The 17763-nt window shown below is 33.5% G+C and carries 17 protein-coding genes; 4 read left to right on the forward strand and 13 right to left on the reverse strand.

Annotation, left to right across the window (positions count from 1 at the left end):
- Positions 1-12: 12 nt before the first annotated feature.
- Together rbsD and rbsK are read left to right on the forward strand one after the other, a co-directional pair.
- A complete protein-coding gene (gene rbsD / locus JQN76_RS02195; protein ID WP_000747873.1) occupies positions 13-417 on the forward strand; it encodes a D-ribose pyranase in 405 nt (134 codons plus the stop codon).
- Between the two features lie 27 nt (positions 418-444).
- A complete protein-coding gene (rbsK, locus tag JQN76_RS02200) occupies positions 445-1359 on the forward strand; it encodes a ribokinase (protein WP_000182745.1) in 915 nt (304 codons plus the stop codon).
- Between the two features lie 97 nt (positions 1360-1456).
- Here rbsK and JQN76_RS02205 read toward each other — a convergent pair whose 3' ends face one another.
- Positions 1457-1591 carry a hypothetical protein gene (locus tag JQN76_RS02205; protein ID WP_001789860.1) on the reverse strand — a complete coding sequence of 45 codons (135 nt, stop codon included), beginning with the start codon at positions 1589-1591 and terminating at the stop codon, positions 1457-1459.
- Between the two features lie 18 nt (positions 1592-1609).
- Between JQN76_RS02205 and JQN76_RS02210 the strand changes: the two genes are divergently transcribed.
- A complete protein-coding gene (locus tag JQN76_RS02210; protein ID WP_000031267.1) occupies positions 1610-2371 on the forward strand; it encodes a class I SAM-dependent methyltransferase in 762 nt (253 codons plus the stop codon).
- 490 nt (positions 2372-2861) lie between these two features.
- On the opposite strand, the gene JQN76_RS02215 is transcribed toward JQN76_RS02210, so the two are convergent.
- On the reverse strand, positions 2862-4298 hold the full coding sequence (locus JQN76_RS02215) for a 6-phospho-beta-glucosidase (RefSeq protein WP_000164001.1): 1437 nt from the start codon (positions 4296-4298) through the stop codon (positions 2862-2864).
- 15 nt (positions 4299-4313) lie between these two features.
- Entirely contained in the window at positions 4314-5105 is a 792-nt protein-coding gene (locus tag JQN76_RS02220; RefSeq protein WP_000066933.1) for a PTS sugar transporter subunit IIAB, read from the reverse strand.
- Positions 5106-5253: 148 nt separating this feature from the next.
- Between JQN76_RS02220 and JQN76_RS02225 the strand changes: the two genes are divergently transcribed.
- Positions 5254-5958 (forward strand): GntR family transcriptional regulator, encoded by a 705-nt coding sequence (locus tag JQN76_RS02225; RefSeq protein WP_000922332.1) that lies wholly within the window; start codon positions 5254-5256, stop codon positions 5956-5958.
- A gap of 107 nt (positions 5959-6065) precedes the next feature.
- On the opposite strand, the gene lrgB is transcribed toward JQN76_RS02225, so the two are convergent.
- The 10 genes from lrgB to tarF all read right to left on the reverse strand — a co-directional run bounded on the left by lrgB (position 6066) and on the right by tarF (position 17519).
- Entirely contained in the window at positions 6066-6767 is a 702-nt protein-coding gene (gene lrgB, locus JQN76_RS02230; RefSeq protein ID WP_000607067.1) for an antiholin-like protein LrgB, read from the reverse strand.
- On the reverse strand, positions 6760-7203 hold the full coding sequence (gene lrgA / locus JQN76_RS02235; RefSeq protein WP_001792906.1) for an antiholin-like murein hydrolase modulator LrgA: 444 nt from the start codon (positions 7201-7203) through the stop codon (positions 6760-6762). Before lrgA ends, lrgB begins: the two co-directional genes overlap by 8 nt.
- A 112-nt stretch (positions 7204-7315) precedes the next feature.
- Positions 7316-8056 carry a response regulator transcription factor LytR gene (locus JQN76_RS02240; RefSeq protein ID WP_000645454.1) on the reverse strand — a complete coding sequence of 247 codons (741 nt, stop codon included), beginning with the start codon at positions 8054-8056 and terminating at the stop codon, positions 7316-7318.
- Between the two features lie 2 nt (positions 8057-8058).
- Positions 8059-9813 (reverse strand): sensor histidine kinase, encoded by a 1755-nt coding sequence (locus JQN76_RS02245; protein ID WP_000950281.1) that lies wholly within the window; start codon positions 9811-9813, stop codon positions 8059-8061.
- A gap of 244 nt (positions 9814-10057) precedes the next feature.
- A complete protein-coding gene (gene scdA / locus JQN76_RS02250) occupies positions 10058-10732 on the reverse strand; it encodes an iron-sulfur cluster repair di-iron protein ScdA (protein WP_000608831.1) in 675 nt (224 codons plus the stop codon).
- Positions 10733-10875: 143 nt separating this feature from the next.
- Positions 10876-12597: a poly(ribitol-phosphate) beta-N-acetylglucosaminyltransferase gene (gene tarS, locus JQN76_RS02255; RefSeq protein ID WP_000975368.1), complete on the reverse strand. Its 1722-nt coding sequence runs from the start codon at positions 12595-12597 to the stop codon at positions 10876-10878.
- Positions 12598-12629: 32 nt separating this feature from the next.
- Positions 12630-14318, reverse strand: coding sequence for a teichoic acid ribitol-phosphate polymerase TarL (gene tarL, locus JQN76_RS02260; protein ID WP_000240920.1), 1689 nt, complete (start codon positions 14316-14318; stop codon positions 12630-12632).
- Between the two features lie 21 nt (positions 14319-14339).
- Positions 14340-15365 (reverse strand): ribitol-5-phosphate dehydrogenase, encoded by a 1026-nt coding sequence (locus JQN76_RS02265; RefSeq protein WP_000610203.1) that lies wholly within the window; start codon positions 15363-15365, stop codon positions 14340-14342.
- Entirely contained in the window at positions 15358-16074 is a 717-nt protein-coding gene (locus tag JQN76_RS02270; RefSeq protein WP_000872486.1) for a D-ribitol-5-phosphate cytidylyltransferase, read from the reverse strand. Before JQN76_RS02270 ends, JQN76_RS02265 begins: the two co-directional genes overlap by 8 nt.
- 275 nt (positions 16075-16349) lie before the next feature.
- A complete protein-coding gene (gene tarF / locus JQN76_RS02275) occupies positions 16350-17519 on the reverse strand; it encodes a teichoic acid glycerol-phosphate transferase TarF (RefSeq protein WP_000594810.1) in 1170 nt (389 codons plus the stop codon).
- Between the last annotated feature and the right edge of the window lie 244 nt (positions 17520-17763).

Consider the following 17763-nt stretch of genomic DNA (forward strand, 5'->3'; position numbering starts at 1 on the left):
AGTGTAGATGTCATGAAAAAATCAGCTGTTTTAAATGAACATATTTCAAAAGCAATCGCGACAATTGGTCATTTTGATCTATTAACGATTAATGACGCTGGCATGCCAATTCCAAATGATCATCGTCGTATCGACCTAGCTGTAACTAAAAACTTACCACGCTTTATTGATGTCTTAGCTACAGTGTTAGAAGAAATGGAAATCCAAAAAATATACTTAGCAGAAGAAATAAAAGAACATAACCCTACACAATTGCAACAAATTAAACAATTGATTTCATCGGAAATCGAAATCATTTTCATTCCTCACGAAGAAATGAAAAGTAACTTAGCTCACCCATTAAATAAAGGTAATATTCGTACTGGTGAAACAACGCCCTACTCTAATATTGCATTAGAATCGAATGTTACTTTTTAAAAGTTATAACTTGAAAGGAGCGTACACATGACCAACAAAGTTGTTATTTTAGGTTCAACGAATGTCGATCAATTTTTAACAGTTGAAAGATATGCACAACCAGGCGAAACATTACATGTTGAAGAAGCACAAAAAGCATTCGGCGGAGGTAAAGGTGCCAACCAGGCTATTGCCACTGCACGCATGCAAGCAGACACAACATTTATTACTAAAATTGGCACTGATGGCGTTGCTGATTTCATCTTAGAAGATTTTAAAGCGGCTCATATTGATACATCATATATTATCAAAACAACTGAAGCAAAAACAGGCCAAGCCTTTATCACTGTGAATGCAGAAGGACAAAACACCATCTATGTTTATGGTGGTGCGAATATGACGATGACACCTGAAGATGTTATTAACGCAAAAGACGCTATAATCAATGCAGACTTTATCGTTGCACAATTAGAAGTACCCATCCCGGCTATTATATCTGCATTTGAAATTGCCAAGGCACATGGTGTGACGACAGTATTAAATCCTGCACCAGCGAAAGCATTACCTAATGAATTATTATCATTAATCGATATTATTGTGCCAAACGAAACAGAAGCCGAATTGTTATCTGGGATTAAAGTAACTAATGAACAATCTATGAAAGACAATGCCAATTACTTTTTATCTTTAGGCATTAAGACTGTTTTGATTACGCTAGGTAAGCAAGGTACATATTTTGCTACTAAAAATCAAAGCCAACACATCGAAGCTTATAAAGTAAATGCGATTGATACAACTGCTGCAGGCGACACATTTATTGGTGCATTTGTCAGTCGCTTAAACAAGTCGCAAGATAACTTAGCAGATGCTATTGATTTTGGTAATAAAGCGAGCTCACTCACTGTACAAAAACACGGCGCGCAAGCATCTATTCCTCTACTAGAAGAAGTAAATCAAGTTTAAATGAATCAAACACAGCTATGATATGAAGGTTTAGCATATAACATGCAACATTCGTATATCATGGCTGTGCTTTTTTATCTTTATAAAACATCATCTATTAGAAATAATTTTCCACTAAACCTATGCTTGTTGACTCATGTTTAGTTATAAATGAAGTGACAATTTTTTGTAATCTTTTTAACTTCCAAATTATCGCATATAAATATGCTATATTAATGATAATAATTATCAATTAAAAGGAGGTTATGCTATGTCTAAAGAAGCTGGTCATACATTTTTAGCTAAATTAGGAAAAACTCGTCTACGCCCCGGTGGTAAAGAAGCAACAGATTGGTTAATACAACAAGGGGCATTTTCACAAGATAAACAAGTGTTAGAAGTGGCATGTAATATGTGCACAACATCTATTTATCTAGCTCATACATATGGCTGTCACATTCAAGGCGTTGATATAAATAAGAAAGCATTAGAAAAAGCACAGGAAAACATTTCAGCAGCAGGTCTTGAATCATATATTCAAGTTCAACAAGCGAATGCTGTTAAATTGCCCTTTGATGACAATCAATTCGATATCGTTTTAAATGAAGCAATGTTAACAATGTTACCCATCGCCATAAAGGAAAAAGCATTACGCGAGTACTACCGAGTCTTAAAGCCTGGGGGTATCTTGTTAACACATGATATTGTCATCGTTAATGAATCACATGCCACACATGTTGTTAAATCATTATCTGCAGCAATTAATGTCAATGTCTCACCGCAGACGAAACTTGGCTGGTTAGATTTATATAATCAAGCTGGTTTTAATCATGTGCATTATCATACTGGTCCAATGAGTTTAATGACACCAAAAGGTTTAATTTATGACGAAGGTATTGTTGGAACTATAAAGATTATCAACAATGCTTTGAAAAAAGAAAATCGACCAATGTTTTGTAAAATGTTTAAAACGATGACTAAATTGCGTAAAGATATGAATTATATTACTTTTGTCGCTAAAAAAGAGGACTAAATATAATGCCACTAACCGTACTTTGTATCTATGTTTGACTGCTACTTTAATTTCTTTGTGACACTAATCATCTACTTAACAATATCGTTATCGTTGATTAGTAAGTCATCAATTTTGGTTAAAGACTTTCATAAACACTCAAACATTAACACTATACATACTTAGTTAGTGGCATTATTTTTTTTAAAATTTTAACATCACGGGATTGGAACAGAAATGATATTTTCGCAAAATTTATTTCTGTCCTTCCCCAACTTGCATTACCTGTAGAATTTCTTTTCGAAATTCTCTGTGTTGGGGCCCCGCCAACTTGCACATTATTGTATGCTGACTTTCCGCCAGCTTCTATGTTGGGGCCCCGCCAACTTGCATTACCTGTAGAATTTCTTTTCGAAATTCTTTGTGTTGGGGCCCGCCAATATAACACTGTAGGTCCTACTATATTAATTTATGTCTCGGGCTCTAACCCTAAAATACTTACAATGTACCTTTATAATTTATCTCCATTTGATGCTATCACTTGTTGATACCAATAGAACGAATCTTTTTTCAAGCGTTCCATCGTGCCATGACCATCATTATCTCGATCAACATATATTAAACCATAGCGTTTCTTCATTTCACCGGTTGTAAATGAAACAATATCAATGATTCCCCATGGCGTATAACCGATTAAATCTACACCATCTTGATCAACTGCTTCTATCGCTGCTGTAATATGTGCTTTTAAATATTCAATGCGATAATCATCATGAATATGTCCATCTACCACTTCATCAACTGCACCAAAACCATTTTCCACAATAAAAAGTGGCAACTGATAACGATCATATAACACATTCAATGTATATCTTAAGCCATCTGGATCAATCGCCCAACCCCAATCACTCGTTGCGATATGCGGATTCTCCACAGAATGATTCAAACCACCGTTGACGATGTTGTTTTCAACTGTAGTATCAACATCATGTTTTACAGCCGTAGACATGTAATAACTAAAGCCAATATAATCAACCGTGCCCTGCTGTAAAATACTGTCGTCCCCTTCTTGCCATCCAACATCATATCCTTTTCGTGCCAACATTTTTTTAGCATAGCTTGGATAATAACCTCTCACTTGGACATCCGGGAAAAAGAAACGTAAGCGATTCGCAATTTGTGCTTCCATCATATCTTTCGGATGACACGAATATGGATAAATGGGTACATGTGAAATCATTGTTCCAATCTTAAACTTCGGATTAATCTCTTTACCAAGACGAACTGCTAAAGCACTGGCTAAAAGTTCATGATGTGCTACTTGATACAAGACTTCTTCAGGATTATCATTTTCTGTCAATGCTACCCCAGAATTCGTCCATAAAAAGATAGGATTTGATGTGTCCATCTGATTATTAATTTCATTAAACGTCATCCAATATGTCACTTTATCTTTATATCTTTCAAATACAACACGCGCAAAATGCACAAAATAATCGACAACTTCTCTATTTCTAAATCCACCATAATGTTTCGCTAAATGAAGTGGCATCTCAAAATGTGATAACGTCACAACAGGTTCAATACCTTGTGCAATTAATTCATCAAAGATACGATCATAAAAGGCAAGTCCTTCTTCATTTGGCACACCTTCATCCCCATTCGGAAAGATACGTGTCCACGCAATCGACGTACGTAAACATTTCAATCCCATTTCTTTAAACAAGGCAATATCTTCCTTATAACGATGATAAAAATCAATACCTTCATGATTTGGATAATAGTGATTGGGATCTATAGATTCTGTAATCTGACGTGCTTTGCCATGTGCACCACTCGTCATAACATCAATTACACTTAATCCTTTACCACCTTTATCATATCCACCTTCAAATTGATTTGCGGCAAGAGCGCCACCCCACATAAAATTTTGCGGTAATTTTGTCATTATTACAACACACTCCTAGTTTTTAAATATTTTAAAAATAACATCTTCAGTCGTAATGATTTCATTCATTGTCAGTTCTACTTTTCCTAAATCGGCAGAGTTGCTAATAACGACAATAACGTCAGCATTGTAGCCTTGTTGTTGTATATATTGCTGGTCGAATTGCAACAACGTTTGCCCTGCTTCAACATGATCATTTTGCTTTACAAAGCACTTGAACCCTTTACCTTCCAAGTCAACTGTATTCACGCCAATATGAATGACTATGTCCACACCGTCTTCTGATTGAATACCAACTGCATGCTTAGTTGGTACAATCATAGATACTAAACCATTGAACGGTGCGATTACTTTGGATTCTTCATGAGCTTTAATTGCCAAGCCTTCGCCTACCATTTTCTCTCTAAAAATTGAATCTCTTACTTCTTTAAGTAAAATACGACGACCAGCGATTGGTGCTTTCACTAAAATTGGTGTTGTTACTTTTACTTGAGGTGTATAACTTGTATCTTGGCTATTAATGTTGTCAGTATTCTCACTCTCTTCAACATTAGCATTCTTAATTAATCGCTGTAATTGCTGATACACTTCATCGACATTTCCATTTAATTTTATGACTAACTGCGCATCATTTTCTGCTACAGATGTCACATCAACTATTTGTTTCACTTCATTTGCTGTAGAAGGAATTGTATGTTGCATATGAATTGTAATGCACTTCGTGTCATACGTTGCATCAACAATGTTTTCGACACCACCTACAGCTGTAAGAATGTCTTGGGCTTGTTCTTTATATTTATTGCTCATAAATATTACCCCCTCAACTTGATAGTAGAATGAAAATGTATTTACTTACCTCCAATTATAATTGTACCGGTTCAATTTGTAAACGCCGATACAATTATAATATTTTGTGCTATAATAATTACAGACAAAGTGAAATGAGGACAGAATATTGTTAAAGTATGAACATATTGCTAAGCAACTTAATGCGTTTATACATCAATCTAATTTCAAACCCGGTGATAAATTGCCAAGCGTGACGCAATTAAAAGAACGTTATCAAGTAAGTAAGAGTACTATCATTAAAGCATTAGGCTTATTGGAACAAGATGGTTTGATCTATCAAGCACAAGGCAGTGGTATTTATGTGAGAAATATTGCAGATGCCAATCGTATCAACGTCTTTAAGACTAATGGTTTCTCTAAAAGTTTAGGTGAACATCGAATGACAAGTAAGGTACTTGTTTTTAAGGAGATGGCAACGCCACCTAAATCTGTACAAGATGAACTCCAATTAAATGCAGATGATACCGTCTACTATTTAGAGCGATTAAGATTCGTGGACGATGATGTTTTATGTATCGAATATTCTTATTATCATAAAGAAATCGTGAAATATTTAAATGATGATATTGCTAAGGGCTCTATCTTCGACTATTTAGAATCAAACATGAAACTTCGTATTGGTTTTTCAGATATTTTCTTTAATGTAGATAAACTCACTTCAAGTGAAGCTTCATTACTACAATTGTCTACAGGTGAACCATGTTTACGTTACCACCAGACTTTTTATACAATGACTGGCAAACCCTTTGATTCGTCTGACATCGTATTTCATTATCGTCATGCACAGTTTTATATTCCTAGTAAAAAGTAATACATACATAAAAACGTCTATATCCCAGTTATAAACCGGAGTATAGACGTTTTTTCACGATAATAACAATGGCTCAAACTGCTATTATCTTGCTTAGGTTTTTCGTTTTAGAAGAATATTGCTACAAAGACAGGCACAACTGCTACAACAACTACACCAACTAACACTAAAGCTATACTTGCCATTGATTCTTCTACAGGTCCTAATTCTTTGGCTGGTGCTACACCTAATGTGTGACCACTTGTTCCAAGTGCTAATCCTCGGGCAATAGGGTTAGTAATTCGGAAAAGCTTCAAGAATTTATTACCTAGGGCATAAATAATGACACCATTTAAAATAACTGCTAATGATGTTAATTCTTTTATACCACCGATACCAGCTGATACTGGTAACGCAATCGCTGTAGTTGCTGCTTGAGGTAACATTGATAAAATAACATCATTGGCAAATTGTGCTAACTTCGCAAAAGTTAAAATAATTAATAACGCTACAACTGTACCGATACCAATACCTCCGATGATACGATGCCAATGTTTAACAAGCACTTCACGCTTTTTATATAACGGAATCGCAAAACAGATTGTTGCTGGTTCTAAGAAGAAGTAAATAATGTCTCCACCTATTTTGTAAGTCTTATACGGAATGCCTGTTAAATAGAGGAAGGCCACACCAAATACCATACTGACAAATAGCGGTGCAAATAAGAAGAAACGATTTGTTTTTTCAAATAATATGGTCGCTAAGAAAAATGGTATAACGGATAACAGTATTCCGAAGTAAGGTGTGTTTAGTGCTAAGTGGTTAATCATGAGCTTGTGCCTCCTCTATTTTGATCTTTTTTGTGACTTTGTCACCTTTAGATCTCGAAGTAACTTTCATAATAATTTGTGTGACATAGCCAGTACAAATAAGTAATAGTATTGTTGAGACGATTATTAGTCCAATGATTAAAAATGGTGCTTGGCTAATGACACCTAAAGAGTTAACAACTGAGATACCGGCTGGTACGAAGAGTAAGCCAATGTTATTTGTTAGTGTCGTTCCTACTTTTTCGACTTCGCCTAACTTAACAGCACCAGTACATAATAATACAAATAATAATACTAAACCGATTACTGATGCAGGCATAGGAATTGGCATAAATGATTCAATTATTTTCGATACAAAGAGTACTAAAGCAATTACAATGACTTGGTGAAAAAAGTGTGCTGGTTTTGATGCGTCTTTTTGTTGTTTCACGACCATTGCCTCCTACGTTTGATTTAACTAAAGTATAGATGGCTCACTTCGATTTGCGTGAATTTTAGTCCGAAATACAAAATATCATAGGTAAAATGCATAAAAAAAAGGATTACTGTTAAAGTAATCCTATCGACGCTTTAAAATCTTTCATAAATGAACGTCCAACTTGCATCTTGACACCATTTGTCAATATTACCATATAAGTGTAGTTAAACCATTGTTGCACTTCTTTAATGTGTTTCGTGTTAATAATATATGAACGATGAATACGTATAAAATAAGTGGGATTCAATCGTTTTTCATAACGATTCAATGGCTCTGTTGTTTCGTATTTATGATTCGTTGTATGTATGGTTGTAATACCATTATGTGTGCCAATCCCAATAATATTTTGTTGCTTTAACATGTGAATTTTATCGTCAATTTCAACAGGTAAACTTTGATCAAAATTCGCCGACATATCATTCGCAATTGCATTTGCGCTATTATCATCTTTGGCTTTAGTCGCACGCACTTTATTGACTGCTTGTTCAATACGTTTTTGACCAAACGGTTTCAAAATATAGTCTGTCGCATTTAATTCAAATGCCTGTACTGCGTATTGGTCATGTGCAGTTGCAAAAATAATCGCAGGTGGCTCTTTCATCTTTTGAATCTTAGCTCCTAATTCGATCCCATTTTCATCCATTAAATTGACATCTAAAAATATAATGTCATATTGATTGATCAGTAGTGCTTCCAATGTTTCTTTTACATTTTCTGCCTCATTAATTTCTTCAAAACCACCAATTTCATTTAATAAATATGTTAATTCATTACGTGCTAATGGCTCATCATCTATGATTAATGCTTTCATATTTATTCCTCCTCTTGTCTTTCATAAGGAAGTACACACCAAAAAGTGGTACCGCTCGATGTCGATTCAAATTGTAATGCTGCGGATTTTCCAAATAATCCTTTTAGGCGTAAGTTTAAATTTTCTAAAGCACTACCAGTTCCAGATTCTGATTCTACAGATGTTTCTCCCAACAAATGCATTTTATCTTTAGAAATACCCTGACCATTATCTTGTACAATAATACGTACATGTGTTGCAGTTTCTTTAATCACTGACACGTCAATATCGTTACCTTGCTTTCGATTCGTAAACGCATGTTTGATGGCATTTTCAACTAAAATTTGAATTAAAAATGGTGGTACAAGCACATCGCGATATTTGTCTTCAACATTAATATTGATATTAAATCTTCCTGGATAACGTGCTTGTTCGAGTGATAAGTATGCACGCACTTGACTTAACTCTTTATCTAAAGTAATCGTATGTTGCTTTGAGCCTTGTAAATTCGCTCTGAAAAAATAACTCAATTCTAATAGTAACTCTCGTGCCTTTTCGCTATTTATTCTAACTAAAGCTGAAATCGTGTTAATTGAATTGAAGAAAAAATGTGGACTCACTTGTGCCTGTAATGACTTAATCTCAGCATCTTTCAATAACTTACTTTGCGTTTCGGCTTCACCAAGTTCAATTTGGCTACTAAAAATATTTGCCAATCCTTCTGCAAGTTGACGTTCCACAAAAGTTAAATCATTAGGGTTTGTAAAATACATCTTCAATGTACCGACGATAGAACCATGCATCTCAAGTGGTATCACGATAGCTGCTCTAAGCGGGCAATTCGGATGACTACAACCAATCTCTTCTTTAGTATGAACTTCTTTCAACTTTCCTGATTTCAATACATCTTTAGACAGACTTGTTAATATTTCATTTGTTGGTATGTGATGATCACTACCTGCACCTACATGCGATAAGATTTCATTTTTGCTTGTAATTGCTACGGCAGATACTTTCATTAAATTTTTAATAATCATCGCAATTTGTTGTGCCGATTCTCTATTCAATCCTTCTTTAAAATACGGCAATGTCTGGTTCATCAATTGCAGTACGTCATGTGTTTGAACAGCCTTCATTTGCTCTTCTTGCTTTAATGTTGAAATGATAATAGACATAAAAATCGCCGTACCAACGCTATTAACAATAATCATTGGTAGTGCAATTAATGATATGAGGTCAACCGCATATGCTTTGTCGTGGGAAAATGTTAAAATGCTCAACATTTGAATCATTTCCATAACAATTCCAATCATGGCACTTTTCGCAATACTCGGGTAACGCTTGCGTCTTTGAGCTTGTAAGCCAAAATAACCAGCAATTATACCGATAAATATAGATGAGATAAGATAAACTTGTGCATCCGCCCCACCCATATACACTCTGAAAATACCTGAAATAACGCCAACAAATAGACCTACAAAAGGGCCACCAACTAATCCTGCGACACCTATCGTTAATACACGTGTGTTAGCTAAAGATACATCATCATCTAAACGGAAGTACACACTTCCTGACAAACTATGTTGATGATCGATGACGATACCAGTTAAATTAGACATTAAGGCAAACAAACTGAAAATAATACATAATTGCCAACGTGCTTTCCATGTACGTCGACGATTCATTAAGTTTTTAAAATATGGAATATTCATCAACACATAGGCCAAAATAATAATTAAACCTACACGCTCAAGTAATAACATTGTTAGCGATAGCACGATAGCACCTCAGTGAATTATAATTATGTTTATTTTATCATAATAGTGCATGTAAAATTCATGAATAAATTATTAAAAAAACACGCTACTATTTAATTATCTATACCATTAAATTTTCATATCAATTTTTATGCTAAGTTGACCATTTTTCTTTTCAAATAATGCTGTTCATATCACTAAATTTCTGTTAAGTATAGCGAAAAACTGCTGACATTACTTTGCCAACAGTTTCTAATCGCGTTATTTATGATACTTTTTTAAATAAAACATGATTCTCTAAATGAACATGCTCATGTGTTAACACTTCAAGTGCTTTTAATCTCTGATAAACGAGTCGCCACGTACCACATGCCTCTATCGGTGGTTCATAGCTAGATGTTAAATCGCTCATTTTCACTAACAATTGTCCCGTTGCAATGTGATCAGATACTAAATCATCAATCACTGTATTAATATCGTCTACTACTTCACCTTGTTCATATTTAATTAGTTTTGGAAAATCAACATCATCTTCTTTTTGCATATGCTCTAACATGCCATTTTTAAATGTATCATATGTTTCTTTTAACTCGACTAAATATGGATGGTTAGGTCCATGTACTTTCGATAATTTCGTCACATAAGGTGTTAAATTTTTAAATTCTTCTCTAAGAGGTTCATGATATGCTGCTTGAATATATTGAATAAGTGACGAAACATTTAAAAATTTAGGGTTAAGCGAACCTGGTGTATTCGTTTGTTCAACGTCATTGAGACGCTGTAATAATTCGTTCAAATCTACATTTTTCTTTTCTAAGGATGCTGCTTCTATACTTACTTGTCCACCGCAACAAAAGTCTATACCTACGCTTCTAAAAATATCTGCTGCTTTCGGATAATCTGTTACTACATCTGCTACTATGTCATTTTTATTTATCATTATAGACGACCTCCTCATTTTCAGTGTATACAATTTAATGTATATGAAAATGAAAATCAGGGAAATGTCATAATCATTTCATAAATAGTAAAATAAAACCCTCAAATCATGTTAGTTCACATAGATTTGAGGGCATTTATTATTTATTTTAGCGAGTAAGTCATATGTGCAGTGTTTAACTTAACAATATTTTTGAAGTCTCGCTTCTTAATATCTTTACTAAGTAAGATTTCCACTTCGTTTTCTGACGTTTGGCTTAACATTCCCATAATCATGTCGTCTTTTAGCACGACACTAGCCATACCTTCTTCAAATACATAACCACGATCCAGACCAGTTAAAATGATTTTGTTTTTACCTTTTAACTTCAATGAGATTGAATCCGTTAATGTAATAGCTGTAAAGTATAACGAAATGTTATTAAAGTCTTTTGTGAAATACGGTGTTAATCTATAAAAATCATTATTCAAATGAATTAATGCACTTGTTTCTGCAGTATATGCATATTTATTACGTTGATTACCAACACGCACTTCAAATACTTCCGTACCTATTTGGACTTCTAAGAAAACATCCCAAATTTTTTCTTTAGGTAAATACGCTTTAATATCTTCTAACATAATGTTAAAACGATATTGTTTATTCGCATTGACACTTAAAGGTACATACATTGTGTGCTTCTTGTTTCGTGAATGTAATTTAAGTCTGACATCATAATGTCCTTCGCCAATCATAAATTCATTTAACGTTAGCTCTGTAACAATTTTATGATTATCAAATTTAAATGCTGTCATTTTCACTTTTGGCTTAGCGATATCAATGCCTTCAAAGTATGGTTCGCCTTCATTGAATTGAATGTTTAATTTACCATCTACAATATCAAAACGGTAGTATTGACCTTGACGGTAACTTTCTTCTACAGTTCTATAGTTGTCTATATCTTTCGCTCTCGCGTAGTGCAACAATGGTCGTAATTTACTCATCACCAATGCATCTACACGTTCTGGAACTGCTTGTATAAAGTCTCCTAGAGCATTAATCCATTGCGGTTGATCTTCTAGTTTAACTTTAAGTGAGAAGCCATTCGTACGAGAAAAACTAAAATGACGATTTAAAAATTCTGCTAAGATTTGATCTTTATGGGCTTCTTCTAAATCTGCATTTAATATTTCTACAGCAATCAATCTCATGACTTCGTAAAAGTCTTCAGGTGAAACATACGCACTACTCATATGTTCCCCTTCACGCTTTGTAGCATAATAATACGCTTTATCACTTAACACACTGATTCGATTTGCATTCAAATATGCTTTCATTGTAAATAATTGATCTTCTGCACTCTTTAATTCTTCTGGAAAATAAATGTCATTATCTTTTAGTAATGCTGTTCTATAGATTTTAGTCGGGCTTAAAGTATAGATAATTCTTGAATTTAACAAAGTAACTTCAGGTGCTGTTTCTTTAAACATAGATTGTGGTACACCACGACCATTAACACCTTTCATTTTAATCAATAAGACATCTGAGTGATGTTCATCAATAAATGCTGCTGCATCCTTTAAAGTCTCTTTGTTTATATAGTCATCGGAGTCCACAAATAATACAAATTCACCTTCTGCTTGTTTTAACGCCACATTTCTAGGTTTACCTGGACCACCAGAATTTGTTTCGAGTTGACTTACTTTCAAGTTCAATTTATTACGATACTTTTCAACTATTTGTAACGTTTGATCTGTTGAACAGTCATCAACTACAACCACTTCAAATTCAGTTTTCGGAAAATCTTGTTTCGCAAGGCTATTAAGTAATTCTGTCATATACTTTTCTGAATTGTATGTTGGAACTATTACTGAAAATTTCATCATTATACCTCTCCCACTTTGACTACTATATAAACTTAGCTACCAAATAAATTTCTGACTAAACGCTCACTTGATCGGCCATCTTGATATTTAAAATGTTTATCTAAGAATGGAATGACTTTTTCTCCTTCATAATCTTCATTGTCCAAGGCGTCCATTAATGCGTCAAATGATTGCACAATTTTACCTGGAACAAATGATTCATATGGTTCATAAAAATCACGCGTCGTAATATAATCTTCTAAATCAAATGCATAGAAAATCATTGGCTTTTTAAATACTGCATATTCATATATTAAAGATGAATAGTCACTAATTAATAAATCTGTTATGAACAGTATATCATTAACTTCTCTAAAGTCAGAAACGTCAACAAAATATTGTTTATGTTTGTCTGCAATATTAAGTCTATTTTTCACAAATGGATGCATTTTAAATAATACAACCGCGTTATTTTTTTCGCAATATCTTGCTAAACGTTCGAAATCAATTTTGAAAAATGGGTAATGTGCTGTACCATGACCACTACCTCTAAATGTTGGTGCGAAAAGAATGACTTTCTTACCTTTAATAATTGGTAATTCATCTTCCATCTCTTGTTTAATCTGTGTCGCATAAGCTTCATCAAATAGTACATCAGTACGTGGAACACCTGTAGGCACTACATTTTTCTCTTTAATACCAAATGCTTCAGCGTAGAATGGAATATCGGTTTCAGATGATACATAAGCTTTTGTATAGCTACGATGATTTAATGAATCAATAAATGGTCCACCCTTTTTACCAGTACGACTAAAGCCAACTGTTTTAAAGGCACCAACGGCATGCCATACTTGAATAACTTCTTGAGAACGTCTAAAACGCACTGTATAAATCAATGGGTGAAAGTCATCAACAAAGATGTAGTCTGCCTTCCCAAGTAAATATGGCAATCTAAACTTGTCGATGATGCCACGTCTATCTGTAATATTCGCTTTAAAAACAGTGTGAATATCATACTTTTTATCTAAATTTTGACGTAACATTTCGTTATAGATGTATTCAAAGTTTCCAGACATCGTTGGTCTAGAGTCTGATGTGAACAACACCGTATTCCCTTTTTTCAAGTGGAAAAATTTCGTCGTATTAAATATCGCTTTAAAAATAAATTGTCTTGTATTAAATGATTGTTTGCGGAAATACTTACGTAATTCTTTATATTTACGAACGATATAAATACTTTTAACTTCCGGAGTCGTTACAACAACATCAAGGACAAATTCATTAACATCGCTAGAAATTTCAGGTGTAACAGTATAAACCGTTTTCTTCGAAATGCCGCCTTTTCTAAATTCTTTTAGGTAAGTCTGCAATAAGAAATTGATTTTACCATTTTGTGTTTCTAATTCGTTGTATTCTTCTTCTTGTTCTGGCTTTAGATTTTGATATGCATCATTAATCACATCTGGGTTTAACTGTGCAATATAATCAAGTTCTTGCTCATTCACTAATAAGTACTTATCTTCAGGCAAGTAATAACCATTATCTAAGATAGCTACATTGAAACGACAAACGAATTGATTCCCATCTATTTTGACATCATTCGCCTTCATTGTACGTGTCTCAGTTAAATTTCTTAATACAAAATTACTATCTTCTAAATCTAGGTTTTCACTATGTCCTTCAACGAATAACTGAACACGTTCCCAATAGATTTTATCTATATATATCTTACTTTTAACCAACGTTAATTCATCCTTTTCTATTTACATAATCCATTTTAATACTGTTTTACCCCAAGATGTAGACAGGTCTGCTTCAAAAGCTTCTGTAAGATCATTAATTGTTGCAATTTCAAATTCTTGACCTTTTAACAACGCTAATTTATCTACAATATCTGGGTATTGAATGTATAAGTCTACAACATCTTGGAAATCTTTTGAACCACTTCGACTACTACCAATCAACGTTAGTCCTTTTTCCAATACTAGACGTGTATTAACTTCTACTGGGAACTCACTTACACCTAACAGTGCAATGCTTCCTTCTGGTGAAATGTAATCGATCATTTGATTTATGGCTGATTGACTACCGCGACCACCCACACACTCAAATGCATGATCAAATGTTAAGCCTTCAGGTATTTTATTAATAAAGAAGACATCATCAACAAATGAGAAGTGACTCAATTTATAATCTGTTTTACCAAAGACATATATTTTAGACTCTGGATATAATTTACGTAATAAAATGGCTGTAATGTAACCTAAGTTACCATCACCCCAAATACCAAATGTATTTTTATTTGAAATAGATTTCTTTTCAAAACGACGAATAGCATGCAAACTTACTGTTACAAGCTCTGTATATGAAATAATACTTAAATCAATATCATCAGGTAGTGGTACAGCTCTATCATGATTTAGCAACACAAAATCTTGCATAAACCCATCATGTCCACTTGATCTGAAGTAGCTCGATTTTAAATAGTTTTCAGCAATGACATCGTCTTTTTCTGTCGGCGTATTCGGTACCATAACTACTTTTGTACCTTTATTAAACACACCTTTACTGTCAAATACGACCTCACCAACACCTTCATGAATTAAAGACATTGGCAATTTCTGAGATAAGACATTCTCATCACGGCTACCAGTATAATATCTTTGATCGGCAGCACAAATTGACATATATAAAGGACGTACAATGACATAGTCACTGTAAATATCTACGTTGTTATACGTAACTTCAAATTGTCTAGGTGCAACTAATTGATATACTTGATTAATCATCGGCAATACCACCTCGAATAATAGCATTCGCTACTTTTAAATCGTAAGGTGTTGTTACTTTAATGTTATATAACTCACCTTTTACAAGTCGAACCGGTTTGTTTGTTTCTACAATAATCTTACAAGCATCAGATAAAATACTCTTTTGCTCATCACTCAACTGTGCATAGCTTTCTTTTAATAAATTAATATTAAACGATTGAGGTGTTTGACCTTGGTACATTTCATTACGCACTGGAATTGCATCAATCGTTTGATTATCTTTAGATGTAACAATCGTATCTATAGCATCAATCACTGTATCTACTGCACCGTACTCTAAAGCAGCTTGAATATTTTCTTTAATAATACGATGCGTTAAAAATGGTCTAACTGCATCATGTGTCACAATGACATCGTCATCGTTAATACCATTTGTTGATTCAATATGTTTAACGATATTCATAATTGTATCGTTACGATCGCTACCACCTTGAATGACTTCAATTCTTTCATCAGAAATTTTGAATTTTCTAAGTGTATCTTTCGTATGCGTCATCCATTGTTGTGGCGTCGCGATAATAATTTTTTCAAAATCATTAATTAAAATAAATTTTTCTAATGTATGGATTAAAATCGGTTTGTTGTCTAAATCTAAAAATTGTTTAGGTAAAGGTACGTTACCCATTCTTGAGCCTATACCTCCAGCTAGAATACCAGCGTATTTCATAAAATACTTCCTCCATTCAACTATATCTATATTTAATTATTTAAATTTCGTTGCATTTTTCAATTGAAAACTCATTTTAAAATCAAAACTCTAAATGTCTGTGTATTACTTAAAATTATACATATTTTGCTTATATTTTAGCATATTTTGTTTAAACCTATATTACATTATATCAGACGTTTTCATACACAAATAATAACATACAAGCAAACATTTCGTTTATTATTTATATCACTTAACTAATTAATTTATAATTTTTTATTGTTTTTAAGTTATCACTTAAAAATCGTTTGGCAAATTCGTTGTGACGCGTGTCCATCTTCTAATGAACAGAATTTTTGATAAAATACCGTTCGTGCTTCAATATACTCATTTGCAGTCTCATCGATTTGTTTTAATGCATCAATGAGTGCTGTTTGATTTTCAACAATTGGACCTGGCAACTCTTTTTTATAATCCATGTAAAAACCTCTAAGCTCATCGCCATATTTATCTAAGTCATACGCATAGAAAATTTGCGGACGCTTTAATACACCGAAGTCGAACATGACAGATGAGTAGTCGGTAACTAACGCATCGCTGATTAAGTATAAATCCGAAATATCTTCATAATCTGAAACGTCTTTCACGAAATCATCATGTTCATCAATACGTGTCACAACTAAATAATGCATGCGTAATAAAATAACATAATCATCATCCAGCGCTTGACGCAAAGCTTCTATATCAAAGTTAACATTAAATTGATATGAACCTTCTCGAATCGCTTCATCGTCACGCCAAGTTGGCGCGTACATAATCACTTTTTTATCTAATGGAATATTTAATCTTGTCTTAATACCATTAATATATTCAGTATCATTGCGTTTATGTGATAATTTATCATTTCTTGGATAACCTGTTTCCAAAATCTTATCTCGACTAACATGAAATGCATGTTGAAATATCGATGTCGAATATGGATTAGGTGACACTAGATAATCCCACCGTTGGCTTTCTTTTTTAAAGCCATCTTGGTAATTTTGAGTATTTGTTCCTAGCATTTTAACGTTACTAATATCCAAACCAATCTTTTTTAATGGCGTGCCATGCCATGTTTGTAAGTACGTCGTTCGCGGTGATTTATATAACCAATCTGGTGTACGTGTGTTAATCATCCACGCTTTCGCTCTTGGCATCGCTAAAAACCATTTCATTGAAAACTTTGTAACATATGGTACATTGTGCTGTTGGAATATGTGTTCATATCCTTTTTTCACACCCCATATTAATTGGGCATCGCTATGTTCAGTTAAGTATTCATATAATGCTTTGGGGTTGTCGCTGTATTGTTTACCATGAAAGCTTTCAAAATAAATTAGATTCTTGTTTGGCAATTTTGATAGTAATTTAAAAGTCGTATATATACTATGTTCTATCAATTTTTTAATTGTATTTTTAATCATGTCGTACCTCCGACGTGTTTTTGTAATTATATTAATATGTATGAGCAAGCTCATTGTAACCATGCCTATTATAGCATTTCATCATAAAATACATTTAACCATTACACTTGTCGTTAATTATCATACGAAATACATGATTAATGTACCACTTTAACATAACAAAAAATCGTTATCCATTCATAACGTATGTGTTTACACATTTATGAATTAGATAACGATTGGATCGATTATTTTATTTTACAAA

This window comes from Staphylococcus sp. SM3655, assembly GCF_016917315.1.
Taxonomy (GTDB): domain Bacteria; phylum Bacillota; class Bacilli; order Staphylococcales; family Staphylococcaceae; genus Staphylococcus; species Staphylococcus aureus.